Origin of the sequence: Paenarthrobacter nitroguajacolicus, from assembly GCF_051027655.1 — a bacterium.
GTDB classification, from domain to species: domain Bacteria; phylum Actinomycetota; class Actinomycetes; order Actinomycetales; family Micrococcaceae; genus Arthrobacter; species Arthrobacter nitroguajacolicus.
Genome location: NZ_CP073234.1, coordinates 2,105,036 through 2,117,765 on the forward strand (window position 1 = coordinate 2,105,036; position 12,730 = coordinate 2,117,765).

Annotated in this window: 12 protein-coding genes and 1 pseudogene; 4 read left to right on the forward strand and 9 right to left on the reverse strand. The window is 59.0% G+C overall.

The features are described 5' to 3' along the window. Positions 1–13: 13 nt before the first annotated feature. From KCX59_RS10085 to KCX59_RS10095, 3 genes are all read right to left on the reverse strand, one after another. Positions 14–1,177, reverse strand: coding sequence for an acyl-CoA dehydrogenase family protein (locus KCX59_RS10085; RefSeq protein WP_179018278.1), 1,164 nt, complete (start codon positions 1,175–1,177; stop codon positions 14–16). A 108-nt stretch (positions 1,178–1,285) separates the two neighbouring features. After that, positions 1,286–3,451 (reverse strand): acetyl/propionyl/methylcrotonyl-CoA carboxylase subunit alpha, encoded by a 2,166-nt coding sequence (locus tag KCX59_RS10090; protein ID WP_179018277.1) that lies wholly within the window; start codon positions 3,449–3,451, stop codon positions 1,286–1,288. Positions 3,452–3,458: 7 nt separating this feature from the next. Further along, the gene (locus KCX59_RS10095; protein WP_179018276.1) at positions 3,459–5,069 is read right to left on the reverse strand and encodes a carboxyl transferase domain-containing protein; all 1,611 of its coding nucleotides are present in this window, start codon (positions 5,067–5,069) and stop codon (positions 3,459–3,461) included. A 245-nt stretch (positions 5,070–5,314) separates the two neighbouring features. Between KCX59_RS10095 and KCX59_RS10100 the strand changes: the two are divergent. Then, positions 5,315–5,485 (forward strand): annotated as a pseudogene (locus tag KCX59_RS10100) (GntR family transcriptional regulator); the annotation flags it as partial. A 99-nt stretch (positions 5,486–5,584) separates the two neighbouring features. Beyond that, positions 5,585–6,019: a FadR/GntR family transcriptional regulator gene (locus tag KCX59_RS10105; protein WP_256871527.1), complete on the forward strand. Its 435-nt coding sequence runs from the start codon at positions 5,585–5,587 to the stop codon at positions 6,017–6,019. Positions 6,020–6,037: 18 nt separating this feature from the next. Here KCX59_RS10105 and KCX59_RS10110 read toward each other — a convergent pair whose 3' ends face one another. The 5 genes from KCX59_RS10110 to KCX59_RS10130 are packed head-to-tail and all read right to left on the reverse strand — an operon-like array spanning position 6,038 to position 9,908. Beyond that, positions 6,038–6,973 (reverse strand): cytochrome b/b6 domain-containing protein, encoded by a 936-nt coding sequence (locus tag KCX59_RS10110; RefSeq protein ID WP_179018274.1) that lies wholly within the window; start codon positions 6,971–6,973, stop codon positions 6,038–6,040. A 34-nt stretch (positions 6,974–7,007) separates the two neighbouring features. Next, a complete protein-coding gene (locus KCX59_RS10115) occupies positions 7,008–7,664 on the reverse strand; it encodes a 2-oxo acid dehydrogenase subunit E2 (protein ID WP_256871537.1) in 657 nt (218 codons plus the stop codon). A 5-nt stretch (positions 7,665–7,669) separates the two neighbouring features. After that, entirely contained in the window at positions 7,670–8,683 is a 1,014-nt protein-coding gene (locus KCX59_RS10120; protein WP_256871536.1) for an alpha-ketoacid dehydrogenase subunit beta, read from the reverse strand. Between the two features lie 5 nt (positions 8,684–8,688). Next, entirely contained in the window at positions 8,689–9,666 is a 978-nt protein-coding gene (locus tag KCX59_RS10125; protein WP_179018271.1) for a thiamine pyrophosphate-dependent dehydrogenase E1 component subunit alpha, read from the reverse strand. Then, entirely contained in the window at positions 9,663–9,908 is a 246-nt protein-coding gene (locus KCX59_RS10130) for a lipoyl domain-containing protein (protein ID WP_179018270.1), read from the reverse strand. The genes KCX59_RS10125 and KCX59_RS10130 overlap by 4 nt, the downstream gene beginning before the upstream one ends. 145 nt (positions 9,909–10,053) lie before the next feature. On the opposite strand from KCX59_RS10130, the gene KCX59_RS10135 reads away from it, so the two are divergent. Then, positions 10,054–10,833: an electron transfer flavoprotein subunit beta/FixA family protein gene (locus KCX59_RS10135; protein WP_179018269.1), complete on the forward strand. Its 780-nt coding sequence runs from the start codon at positions 10,054–10,056 to the stop codon at positions 10,831–10,833. Between the two features lie 14 nt (positions 10,834–10,847). Continuing rightward, positions 10,848–11,813 carry an electron transfer flavoprotein subunit alpha/FixB family protein gene (locus tag KCX59_RS10140; RefSeq protein ID WP_179018268.1) on the forward strand — a complete coding sequence of 322 codons (966 nt, stop codon included), beginning with the start codon at positions 10,848–10,850 and terminating at the stop codon, positions 11,811–11,813. A 100-nt stretch (positions 11,814–11,913) separates the two neighbouring features. Here KCX59_RS10140 and KCX59_RS10145 read toward each other — a convergent pair whose 3' ends face one another. Next, a complete protein-coding gene (locus tag KCX59_RS10145) occupies positions 11,914–12,636 on the reverse strand; it encodes a FadR/GntR family transcriptional regulator (RefSeq protein WP_179018267.1) in 723 nt (240 codons plus the stop codon). Positions 12,637–12,730: the final 94 nt, after the last annotated feature.

Here is a 12,730-nt window from a genome sequence, read left to right on the forward strand (position 1 = left end):
TTCTATCGCTCGGCTACAGACCGAGTTCACGGGCAATGAGCATTAGCTGGACTTCAGTGGTACCTTCGCCTACCTCCAGGATTTTGGAGTCCCGGTAGTGTCGAGCTACGGCGAATTCGTTGATGAAGCCGTAGCCGCCGAACACCTGGGTAGCATCTCGCGCGTTGTCCATGGCTGCCTCGCCTGCGACCAGCTTGGCAATAGCAGCTTCGGCCTTAAAGGGTTTGCCGGCTAGCATCCTGGCAGCGGCATCGTAGTACGCAAGGCGCGCTGTGTGGGCTCTGGCCTGCATACGCGCGATTTTGAACTGGATGGCTTGGTACTTGCCGATGTTCTGTCCGAATGCGCTGCGTTCCTTGGCGTACTTCACGGACAGGTCCACGCATCCTTGGGCTGCACCGGTGGCCAGTGCAGCGATCGCGATTCGGCCCTCATCCAGGATGGCGAGGAAGTTTGCGTAGCCGCGTCCTTCCTCTCCAAGCAAATTCGACTCAGGTACCCGGACGTCCTTCAGTGTTAGAGGGTGCGTATCCGAAGCGTTCCAGCCAACCTTGTTGTACGCCTTTTCGGCGGTGAACCCGGGAGTGTTGGTGGGGACCAGAATGGTGGAGATTTCTTTCTTCGTGGTGCCGTCCTCGCGCTCCCGCTGGCCGGTGACAGCGGTGACCGTGACGAGCCGGGTGATGTCCGTTCCGGAGTTGGTGATGAACTCCTTGTTACCGTTGATCACCCATTGGCCTCCATCACGGTGGGCGTGGGTTCGGGTGCCGCCGGCATCCGAACCGGCCTCCGGCTCTGTGAGCCCGAATCCTGCCAGTGCTCGTCCGGACGTCAGCTTAGGCAGCCATTCGTTCTTCTGGTCTTCAGTTCCAAAACGGAAAATGGGCATGGCGCCGAGCGAGACGCCGGCCTCCAGGGTGATGGCTACAGACTGGTCCACTCGCGCGAGTTCTTCCAGAGCAAGGGCGAGTGCGAAGTAGTCGCCGCCCATGCCCCCATATTCTTCAGGAAAGGGGAGCCCGAAGAGGCCCATATCCGCCATCTGGGAAACTACGTCGTACGGAAAGCTGTGTTCCTCGTCGTGCTTGCTTGATACGGGAGCGACGACTTCATCGGCGAAGTCCGCCACCGTCTTCCGGAGTTCTTGGTACTCCTCGCTAAGTTCAAAATCGACCATTTTTGATTCCCTTCTTAATATCTTCTGTCTGCGTTTTGTTTACAGCGCGTGAGTTGAGCTGTTGCGTCCGGCTGCGTCTAAGGAAGAAGTGCCATCCGGTGTGAAGTTCTAAGAGTCAACGGCTTGTGGACCGCGGACCGTCGCCAAAATCTGGTTCGCCCTGACCAGTGCACCGGTGTGCGCGTTTATTTGGACGGTTCCGTCGTGCGGGGCCAGTAGTTGATGTTCCATCTTCATGGCTTCCACGGAGAGGAGGACTTGGCCGGCAACGACTTCTTCGCCGGTACTGACTGCTACAGATACGACAGTTCCCGGCATGGGGGACCGGACTTCGGGGTCTACCGTGCCCTCCGCTCGTTGGATGCTTCCTAGCATCCGGTCGAGGCGGGCCTGACGCGTCAGAATATCCATGCGGCAGGCCCAGCCGTGTTCGCCCAGATACAACGCGGTCGGGTAGTTGATTACTTGTTGTTGGTACTTGCTGTTGGTGATGGTAGCGATGGAGTACTTACGGACTTCGCCGTTGTAGCTCAGCAAAATGGCATCGTCGCCCAGCTGGGAGAGAGTAGCGGTATGCGGCAGACCGCTGTCCACGCTTACCTCGAACTCGCTGCCGATGCAGTCCCCGTGGGTGACTGACACAGTCCTCACCTCACCACTGGAAGCACTTAGATTGATGCGCCGTGGCGCGTGCTCTCCCAAGCGCCAGCCTGTGGGCTGGGTCCAAACGTCGGCTTCCAACGCCGGTCGGCCGGCGTCCATCGCGACCAGGTACAGGGCTGTCGCCACAAATTCTCTGTCGGCAGCTGCCCTGAAGGAGAACCCCGGCATCTTGCGTTCGATAAGTTCCGTATCGAGCTTTCCTGCCCGGACCTCGGCGTCGTTGATCAGCAGGCGCAGATACTCCACATTGGTCTCGACGCCAAGCAGCTTGTAGCCCGAGAGTGCGTCATCGAGGGTATCGAGCGCCGACTCACGGTCCTCGCCCCAGGCGATTACTTTGGAGATCATCGGGTCGTAATGGGGTGATATTTCAAGGCCGGGCAGCAGGGCTGAATCGATCCGAACTTCACCCTTCGCCTCTGCCCCAGCTGCCGTCCAAGATGCCGGTTCGTGTAAGAGCTGAACCGTGCCGGTTGACGGTAAGAAGTTCTGCTCGGGGTTTTCCGCGTAGATCCGGGCCTCGACGGCGTGACCTTTGAGTTTCACATCGGATTGCGACAAAGTAAGTTCTTCACCGGCGGCGATCCTTACCTGCCATTCGACGAGGTCCACTCCGGTGACCATTTCCGTGACGGGGTGTTCCACCTGCAGCCGGGTGTTCATCTCCATGAAGAAGAACTCGTCCGGAGCATCATTGGAGACGATAAATTCGACAGTACCTGCACCGCTGTAGTCGACGCTGCGCGCCGCTTGGCAGGCCGCTTCCCCGATCCGAGCGCGGACGGCTTCCCCATCGTGAAGTCCTCCAAGCAGCGGCGAGGGGGCTTCTTCAATGACTTTCTGATGGCGGCGCTGCAGCGAACATTCGCGTTCGCCTAGATGGATCACGTTGCCGTGATTGTCGGCCAGGATTTGGACCTCGATGTGCCTGGGAGTGCGGACCAGACGCTCAAGGAAGAGAGTGTCATCACCGAAAGCACTGGCTGCGACGCGGCGGGCAGTAGCCAGGGTAGCCGGCAGGTCCGCTGGATCTTCGACAACGTGCATGCCTTTGCCGCCACCACCCGCGGAGGGCTTGATCAGCAGCGGAAATCCGACAGCAGCTGCTTCGTCGATGAGTTCTCCGTCTGTCATACCGGGCTGCGCGATGCCTGGGACGACTGGAACGCCGTAACCGGCAACATGATTTTTGGAACGGATTTTGTCGCCCATGACGTTTAGCGATTCGACGCCGGGACCGATGAAGGCGATGCCGGCCGCTTGAAGTTCACGGGCGAAGTCGACGTTTTCGCTGAGGAATCCATACCCAGGGTGCACAGCGTCGGCGCCGGATTCGCGGCAGGCTCGGATTACGGCGCCAATGTTCAGGTAGCTCTCAGTGACAGAGGCGGGGCCGATCCGCACCGCTCGATCTGCCTCTTGCACATGCCGGGCATGGGAGTCAGCATCGCTATACACAGCTACTGACTGGATGCCCAAGGACCGCAGGGTCCGGATGATGCGGCAGGCTATCTCACCACGGTTGGCAATGAGCACAGTTTCGAAGAGGGGTCTAGTTGAGCCGATGCCGGTGGGATTGTGAGCGGAAGAGGTGAGTGAGGGATGAGTCATTGTGGGCTCACATTCTGAAGAGACCGAAGGAGGTCTCCGGCAGTTGTTGGCGGGAGACGACGTCCAGGGCCATCCCCAGGACACGGCGGGTGTCGGCGGGGTCGATGATGCCGTCGTCCCAGAGGCGCGCGGTGGAGTAGTAGGGGCTTCCTTGGTCTTCGTATTGCTGTTTGATGGGGGCTTTGAAGGCTTCCTCGTCCTCGGTGGACCATTCCTGGCCGGCCGCCTCGTACTGGTCCCTTTTGACCGTGGCCAGGACGCTGGAGGCCTGGTTTCCGCCCATCACAGAAATACGGGCGGCCGGCCACATCCACATGAACCGCGGCGAGTACGCCCGCCCGCACATGGAGTAGTTGCCGGCGCCGAAGGAACCACCGATCACTACAGTCAGTTTCGGCACGCGTGCCGTAGCTACGGCGGTGACCATTTTTGCGCCGTTCTTGGCGATGCCGCCTTGTTCGACGTCTTTTCCCACCATGAAGCCGGAGAGGTTCTGCAGGAAGATCAGGGGAATGCCGCGTTGATCGCAGAGCTCGATGAAGTGTGCGCCTTTGAGCGACGATTCGCTGAAGAGGACGCCGTTGTTGGCCACGATGCCCACTGGGTGGCCGTGCAGGTGCGCGAATCCGGTCACCAGGGTGGTGCCGTAGTTCTTCTTGAACTCGTGGAATTCGGATCCATCAACCAGCCTTGCGATGACTTCGCGGACGTCGTATTGGGCGTTGACGTCCGTGGGAACCACGCCGTAGATCTCTGAAGGATCGACGACGGGCGGCAGGACGACGTCGGACACGTCCCAGGCCGGCTGCGCCGGCTTGGGCAACGTGGCCACGATGTCCCGGACGATCTCCAGGGCGTGCCGGTCGTTCTCGGCCAGGTGGTCCGTGACCCCGGAAATCCTTGAATGGACGTCGCCGCCGCCCAGTTCTTCGGCGGTGACGATCTCGCCGATGGCGGCCTTCACCAGAGGCGGGCCGCCCAGGAAGATGGTGCCCTGGTTCCTGACGATGACGGTCTCATCGCTCATGGCCGGTACATAGGCACCGCCGGCCGTGCACGATCCCATGACGGAGGCGATCTGCGGGATCTTGGCGGCGGACATTTTGGCCTGATTGAAGAAGATCCGGCCAAAGTGCTCTTTATCCGGGAAGACTTCGTCCTGTTTGGGCAGGAAAGCTCCGCCGGAATCCACGAGGTAGATGCAGGGAAGCTTGTTCTCCAGGGCGATTTCCTGGGCCCGGAGGTGCTTCTTCACGGTCATGGGATAGTAGGTGCCGCCCTTGACGGTGGCGTCATTGGAGATCACCAGAACATGGCGGCCGTGGACCAGGCCAATGCCTGCAATAACCCCGGCACCGGGGGAATCGTCGTTGTACATGCCATTCGCAGCCAGAGGCGCGATCTCAAGGAACGGGCTGCCGTCATCGAGCAAGTAGTCGATTCGTTCACGCGGCAGCAGTTTCCCGCGGGCGATGTGCCGCTCACGCGACTTGGCTGGGCCGCCGAGGGCCGCCGTGGCCAACTTGGACCGGAGCGTGGCTACGAGATCCCGTTGTGCAGCATGATTTGTGGCATATGTTGCATCGACGAAATCTGCTGAGCTTTGCAAGGCATGCATGCACATCTTCCATTCCACATAGGTTTCTTGCCCCAAATGGGGGCTTCCTTCACGTCTTTTCGAAAGCCACTGGAGAGCTTTCCGGAGAGATGCTGTGAGGGGCGACTGATATTCAACTACTTCGGTATCACCGCTTTATAAATTGGTACTACCACTCTACGAGTTGTGGACCCGGTGTCAAGAGCTCTGAAGTGACTACCTATAGAATCGGAGGGTCCGCCAAGAGGTGAATGAGGTAAGGGCCGATGACAATACATGATAGGGAAGTCCACTCCCTCGCCAGCGTCTTCGCGAACGACCCAGTCTCTGAAGCTCTCGCGCGGCTCATTAGGGAACTGCGTCCTGGCGATCGACTTCCTAGTGAACGCGACCTTGCTCTTGAACTGGGAGTGAGTAGGACGGCGTTACGCGACCGTTTGGGGGTGCTCGAGGGTTTGGGAATCCTGCGGCGCCGCACCGGGTCGGGAACATTTGTTGAGACTCTAAACCCAGATGCTCTGGCACTGGCTCTGAACTTGGCCATTGCTTCGTCGCACCTTCCGGTATCTGCTCTTGAATCTGTCCGGATCGCGCTAGAGCGGCAAGCGGGCCGTGAAGCGGCTACATCATCGGATCCCGTCCTTGTTGCCTATATGCAGCGCGCCATTAACACGATGGCATCCACAGATGTCCGAGCAGACGTCATGGATGCCGATCTCGCATTTCATCAGTCCCTTCTTAGGGCGGCAGGGAATCCCGCACTGTCCTTCTTCGCTGAGGCGCTCTCTGATGTCTTCGCCCAAGACCTCGCATACCGCAGCGCGCGTCTAAACAGCACGAGACTCACTGACTCCGTCCAAACCTTGTTGGTCGAGCACCATCAGAGGATCCATGACGCAATCGTTGCCGGCGATCCTTCTGCGGCGATGCAGGCAATCGATGACCACTTCGACGCCCTTCGCATCAGTTGAAGGATTCCTGGCCAGCTTCTAACGGGTGATCGACCCTGTCATAGCGGCTACCGGGCGCAGGAACAGAGGTCGCGCCAATCCCCACGCGGCGACCATAGCCGCCAGGGAAGCGGAGAAAATCCAGAAACCAACCCAGCTTTCACTGTCCTGGGCGGCGTACATATGGTTTAGGTTTCGCAGCGCACCGGTGGCCAAAACCAGAGTCACGTGAACAGCAATGAACGAAACCAGATAGAACATCACCCAAAGATGCACCTTGCGGCAGATCTCCATGGGAAGAATGCGACTCAATATGGCGGGGGCCTTTGTCCAGGCGGGGGACATTCGTAGGCCTGTCACTATGGATAGAGGTGCAGCAACGAAAACTGTTGTGAAGTACGCCAACAATTGCAGCGAGTTGTAGTTGTTCCAGCCGTTCTCCACAGGCCAATTTAGAGAAATGTACTGCAGGGCAGCAGACGCCGCGTTGGGCACGACGTCCCACCCCGTGGGTACAAGCCGTATCCAGTGCCCCGTCGCGAAGATGAGAGCGAAAAACACGGCGCCGTTGAGTACCCAGAGCGCATCAAGGGAGAGGTGAAACCAAAGGTCCAGGCTGATCTTTGTGAGCCCCTTCTGGGACTTCTTCGACCAAATCAGTCTCTTGGGTGTCCAGTACGCAGGGGGTTTGCTTCGAGTTCGAACAAGCCACCCTGATCGGATGATCAGTACGATCAGCAAAGAGTTGAGGAAGTGCTGCCATCCGACCCACGCCGGAATGCCTGGCTGGGTTCCTTCGGGCTGGTGCGACTCACCGGGATACGCCGCGATGAAATCTTGTATCGGGCTCATCTCGCGGAGCCACCGTCCCAACAGGACGAATACAAGCAGGATGCCGAGAGCCAGAGCTACCTTGCCTGTGATGTGAACCCAGCGTCGTCTGGCTGTGGGTGGGGCTTTGGACTTAGTGGACATGACAGATTCTCCGTGCTTCCGTGAACCGCGGCAGTTAGCGTATTCCCGAGGATTCAATGAGTCGACAGAGTTCCAAGGTGTAGTCTCCTGCGGTGGCTCCATCGATTACACGATGGTCGAACGTTACGGTGACGTTCGAGAGTGTTCGAACGACCACTGCACCGTCACGGACCACAGGGCGTTGGACAGCCCGGTGGACCCCAATAATTGCAGTCTGAGGATGGTTGATGAGCGGAGTTGCCAGGACTCCGCCTCGTTTCCCGGGGCTGGTGAGGGTGACTGTTGCCCCGGTCATGTCAGCTGGAGTGAGCTTGCCGTCGCGTGCGAGTGCCGCCAGCCGTCGAATCTCTTCCTGGATATCGTCGACTTTTCGGTTTCCTACGTTGCGAATCACCGGGACCATGAGGCCGCGTGGGGTATCAACGGCTATGGCCACGTTGCACTCGTCGAAGCAGACAATTTCCGAGTCCACGACATGGGCGTTGAAGTAGGGGTACGTGGCAGAAAGTTGTCCGATTGACGAGCAGGTGATGGCGACGATCCTGCTGAGATCAACCTCAGTGACGTCACATTCCTCGACAACGTGGACACCCGGGATTTGTGTGTGTGACAGGACCATGCGGTCTGAAATGATTTTGCGGATCCCCGAAATTTTGATGCGACGTTCCCCGGGTGCCGTCGTCGTACTCATATCGGTCACGCTGCGCCTCCCTCTGCGGGAACGGCAGTGGACCTGGCGATTGCGTTCCTTCCGTGTGCCTTACTGACCGCGGCTGCGATGTTTTCGATGCTAGGAACGAAAGCCGCTTCCAACTGTGCCGCGAAGGGAACGGGGGTGTGGGGTGGCTCCACGAAGTCGACAGTGAAACTTGGGAGACCGTCCACCGCACGGATCAGTTGTGCGCAAATTTCGGACGCCGGACCCGCGACGGGCCAGGACTCTTCGGCTATGACCAGGCGGCCTGTTCGTTGCACCGACTTCAGAATGGTGGAAATATCCAAAGGGGCCATCGACCGGGTATCAATAAGCTCAATGTCGATGCCTTCGGCCGCTAAAGCCTTGGCAGCTCGAAGTGCGCGGGAGACCATCAAGCCTGAGGCTACGACAGTGACGTCATTCCCGGGCCGCCGTATGCTTGCTGTTCCTATTTCGATGCTCAGCTGTGTGTCCACCTCTGCCCGTGCTCCGTGGAGCAGACTCATGTGTTCGAGGAAGACGACCGGATTGTCATCTTGAATAGCTGCGCGCATCAGGGAGTAGGCATCCTGTGGAGTGGTCGGGATGACGATCTTCAAGCCGGGAAAGCCCATCAGCATGCCGATGCACGACTCGGCATGGCCGCGGTGCGGCCCAATCCCAAATTTCGCCCTCACGACAAGGGGAACGGTAACCCCGGACCGGGTGCGATAAGCCACCGAGGCGCCTTCAAGAGCCAGCGGCGTCATGGTGAGGGCGAGGAATTCAGCAAACATGAGGTCGATAATGGGGCGGCTGCCGGCCATTGCTGCCCCCACAGCACTGCCAACCATGGATGCCTCAGAGATGGGCGCATCAATGAGTCGGCCGGCGGGACCGAAGCGTTCCCACAACCCCTTTGTTGACTGCATTGGACCCTCGAAGATCCCAATGTCCTGCCCCAGAAGGTACACAGAATCGTCTGTGTCCATTGCATCGCCGATCGCCGCAACGATGGCTTCACTGATGGTCATCCTGGTCACGATGCGATTCTCCGGTCCTCGGCAAAGGCCGACGGGTTCAGTACCAAGTTCTCTGTCGGCGGAGCATCTTTGGCCGCCGCAACAATGTCATTCATTTCCGCCATCAGGGACAGCGTCTCCGAGGCAGCTTCGTCGGCCCCTAATTCGCCGGCAACAATCAGCTTCTGCTCGAAGCGTGTAATGGGATCCAGCTTCTCCCAAGCGGCCACTTCGTCTCTTGTTCGATATGTCTCCGGATCATTCATGTAATGCCCTCCCATCCGGTAGGTGAGCGCGTGGATCAAAGTAGGACCTCCGCCCTCGCGTGCCCGCGCCACAGCGGTCGCGCGGGCACTGATCACTGCCTCGAGATCGTTGCCGTCAACGTCAACGACCTCAAGTCCCAAAGCCTTCGCCCGGTCGGATACTGTCCCCCCGGCAATCGCAGTGGTCGCCGGAAGAGAGGTGGCGTACTGGTTGTTTTGGCAAATGAGAATCAGCGGCAGCTGCAGCATGGATGCAAGATTCATTGACTCAGCCACAATGCCCGCGTTCGCGGTGCCGTCTCCGAATGCACAGACGGCGACGTTATTCAGGTGTCGCTGCTGCAGATGGAGCGCGGCTCCGGTTGCGTACGCGACGGTGGTTCCGAGCGAACCCGAGAACATCCCGATAAAGCGCTCACTGGGAGTGGGACAGATGTCCCCGCGCCAGTTTCCCCCCGAATTGCTTCCATCCGTGCCGAAGACCCCGGCAGCCAGCTCGGCCGGATCACTGCCACGCATGAGGCTAACGGCGCAAGCACCGCGGAAGTGAGGTGCGACGATATCGTCTGCTTCAAGTTCGGCGAAACCTCCGATGAAGACCGCTTCTTCGCCGCGGGCCTCATGCCAATGGTTGTTGTGCCGGCACATGGCTTGATCGAAAGCACGACCCCGGACCATCGCCCGCCACAGGTTCATTCGGCCCTCTGGTGTTCTGTGGTCAAAGCTCATGATGCCTGCACATCAATCAAGCCGATGACCTGGCCAAGGCGGACAGTGTCCTCGGGCTCACAATCCTGGCTCGCAAGCACGCCGGCCACGGTTGACTCGATTTCGAGGTTGACCTTGTCGGTCATCACCTCAGCGATTGCTTCACCGACAGCGACGGAGTCCCCGACCTCCTTCAGCCAAGCAGCGAATACAGCCTCCTCAACTCCGTCGCCTAGGTCATTAATAGACACCTGAGCACTCATGTGACACGTCCTTTCCGTTCGAAGTCGCCGCGTGTAGAGTGGTACCACCGCCTGACGAATTGGTATTACCACTCTACGAGACGTGAGCTTTCTGTCAAGGGCCTCGTCTCGACGCCATCGCGGGCCATACACGAAGGAGTGTTCATTGAAGATCATCGTGCTCATCAAGCAAGTTCCGGATACCTCCGACGAACGATCGCTCGATATGGCCACCGGCCGCATTGAACGAAGTCCGGACAGTTGCGTCGTCGACGAGATAAGCGAGCGTGCGCTCGAAATGGCTCTGCGATTCAAGGACGCTGACAAAAAAACTGAAGTTGTAGCGATGTCGGTCGGACCGCGGCAGGCTAACGCGGCACTACGCAAGTGCCTGTCCACAGGAGCAGATTCAGCCATTCATGTCTGCGACGACGGACTTATCGGAGCTGACTCAGTGTGGACTTCACAGGTCATCTCAGCTGCTCTGCGCGACTCGACATTTGACCTCGTAATCGCCGGAAGCCAGTCCACAGACGGCTGGACCGGAGCGGTGCCGGCCATGATTGCCGAGTACCTGAGCCTGCCTTTGCTCGGCTTCGTCGACGATGTGGAAGTCTCGGCACATCTTGTCAGCGGTCAACGCCACGGAGATGGAACAGTCATGAAACTGCATACGACGCTGCCGGCCCTCGTGAGCGTCACAGAACGCTCACCTGAAGTACGCTTTCCAAACTTTAAGGGCATCCTGTCGGGCAAGCGGAAATCCATCACAAACCTTTCCCTCGCTGACTTGGGCCTGGTCGCATCGGACCGTAACGGGAGCGGCCAATCCGTTGTCGTGTCCACCAACGCCAAGCCGGCCAGGACTGCCGGTAAAAAAGTCGTCGATGATGGCGCGGCCGCCACCGATTTGGCCGAATTTCTTATCTCCAGCAAACTCATTTGAAAGAGGAAGCGATGATGCCCAACGTACTAGTGTCAGTTGACACTTCTCCCGAAGGAAAACTCAGCAGGAGCACCCGGGAGGTCCTCGCTGCGGCTTCGCAGCTAGGCTCGCCGGTGGCCGTTCTGGTCGCTTCAAGACCCATAGAGGACAGTGTCGTCGCGGAGCTGGGCAACCTCGGAGCCGAACACGTATTCGCGGCTTACTGCGAGGACGCCGAATCTCTCCTTTTGGCACCTCAGTTGGAGGCGCTGCACCTGGCAGTGGAACATTTTGAGCCTTTAGCCGTTCTTTTGGCCGCTACTCCGGGAGGACGGGAACTCGCCGGCCGTCTCACAGTCCGCACGAAGGGCGGACTGATCGCCGATGCGGTCGACCTGCAGCTCACTGACGGAACCATAATTGCCACGCACTCTGTTTTCGGAGGATCCTACGCGGTTGAGTCCATGGTTGCCGATGGCCTACCGGTAATCACGCTCCGAGAAGGAGCAATCGAAACTCAGGCAAGGCCGGCTACTCCTGCCATGACCACGGCAACGGTACTCTGCGAAAAGAGTAAATCAGTGGTCATCGATGGCTCCTCTGCAATGACAGTTTCCAGTCGCCCGGAACTGCGTGCTGCGACAAAAGTCGTCTCGGGTGGCCGGGGTCTGGCCTCCAAAGAGAATTTCTTGCTCGTCGAGCAGCTTGCCGATGCACTCGGAGCTGCCGTTGGCGCTTCCCGGGCAGCTGTTGACGCTGGTTTTGTCGGCCATGACTCACAAGTGGGCCAAACCGGAGTCAGTGTCACACCAGACCTGTACGTGGCGCTGGGAATTTCCGGAGCGATCCAACATCGGGCAGGTATGCAAACCGCGAAGACGATCGTAGCCATCAACTCGGATCCGGATGCGCCCATCTTCGATATTTCTGATTTCGGTGTTGTGGGAGATGTCTTTTCCGTGGTTCCGAAGCTGATCGAGACCATCAATTCCCGCCGCTGAAAGGACAACGCCATCCGGCAGGCTTCACCTCTCGAAGTCTGCCGGATGGACAACAAACCTGAATGCACCGGCCAGCTTTCCGGTCACGGCTGTCGCGATGCTAGTGGGCCGGCTCCAAGCGAATGAAATGATGGTTTACCGCCGCCATCGCTCGCTCTGGGTCCCGGGCGAGAATAGCTTCGTGGATTTCACGATGTGCATCCACAAAAAACTCAGTGGAGCTCTGGGAACCTTCTCCGGCAAGTGCCTGGCTGGAGCGCGTCTTGACATCTTGAGTAAGAACGCCAGCTATGGCGTCCGCGAAGAAGGTCAAGGCGGGATTGGAGGCGGACCGTAGCAGCGCCTGGTGGAATTGCCTATCAGCCTCATCCCTCGTTGCCTGATCTTGCGCTGACGCCATAAGGTCCAAAGCGCGATGCATATAGGCGACAAGCACCGGGTCAGCACTCGTCGCAGCCTCCATCGCCGCCTGTCGCTCCAGCGCAATGCGCACCGACTCCAGCGCCTTGAGCGGGAGTTGGGCGGAACTGATGCCCAAATTCAGAGCCATCGAAACGGAGGCCGGATTGAACTCCTGCACATAAGTGCCCGAACCGGGCCGACGTTCCAGTATGCCCAAGCCCTCAAGGACACCCAACCGGTCACGCAACGCGGTTCTACCGACGGCCAGCTGCTTGGTGAGTTCGCGTTCCGTCGGCAATTTATCGCCAGGCTTGAGGCTCTTAACAATGTCCGAGAGCGCAGCAACGAGCGGGTCTTCCTGAGCAAGTGCGTCAAAAGGATCTTTCGCCGGCTCCAAGGCCGGTTCTACCAGTTGTGACATGAACCCTTCAGCTCTCCAGCCGGCCCGCACTCCGCGGGCAGCTCCAGTTGTTGGATGATCGGTCGAATCTACCCCAATCATAGCAACCACGGTC

Excerpts from the sequence above, each read along its gene's own strand:
- KCX59_RS10095 (WP_179018276.1), bottom strand. The coding sequence starts at position 5,069 with ATGCATGCCTTGCAAAGCTCAGCAGATTTCGTCGATGCAACATATGCC.
- KCX59_RS10120 (WP_256871536.1), bottom strand. The coding sequence starts at position 8,683 with ATGACCATCAGTGAAGCCATCGTTGCGGCGATCGGCGATGCAATGGAC.
- KCX59_RS10145 (WP_179018267.1), bottom strand. The coding sequence starts at position 12,636 with ATGTCACAACTGGTAGAACCGGCCTTGGAGCCGGCGAAAGATCCTTTT.
- KCX59_RS10115 (WP_256871537.1), bottom strand. The coding sequence starts at position 7,664 with ATGAGTACGACGACGGCACCCGGGGAACGTCGCATCAAAATTTCGGGG.
- KCX59_RS10125 (WP_179018271.1), bottom strand. The coding sequence starts at position 9,666 with ATGAGCTTTGACCACAGAACACCAGAGGGCCGAATGAACCTGTGGCGG.
- KCX59_RS10140 (WP_179018268.1), top strand. The coding sequence starts at position 10,848 with ATGCCCAACGTACTAGTGTCAGTTGACACTTCTCCCGAAGGAAAACTC.
- KCX59_RS10090 (WP_179018277.1), bottom strand. The coding sequence starts at position 3,451 with ATGACTCATCCCTCACTCACCTCTTCCGCTCACAATCCCACCGGCATC.
- KCX59_RS10110 (WP_179018274.1), bottom strand. The coding sequence starts at position 6,973 with ATGTCCACTAAGTCCAAAGCCCCACCCACAGCCAGACGACGCTGGGTT.
- KCX59_RS10085 (WP_179018278.1), bottom strand. The coding sequence starts at position 1,177 with ATGGTCGATTTTGAACTTAGCGAGGAGTACCAAGAACTCCGGAAGACG.
- KCX59_RS10130 (WP_179018270.1), bottom strand. The coding sequence starts at position 9,908 with ATGAGTGCTCAGGTGTCTATTAATGACCTAGGCGACGGAGTTGAGGAG.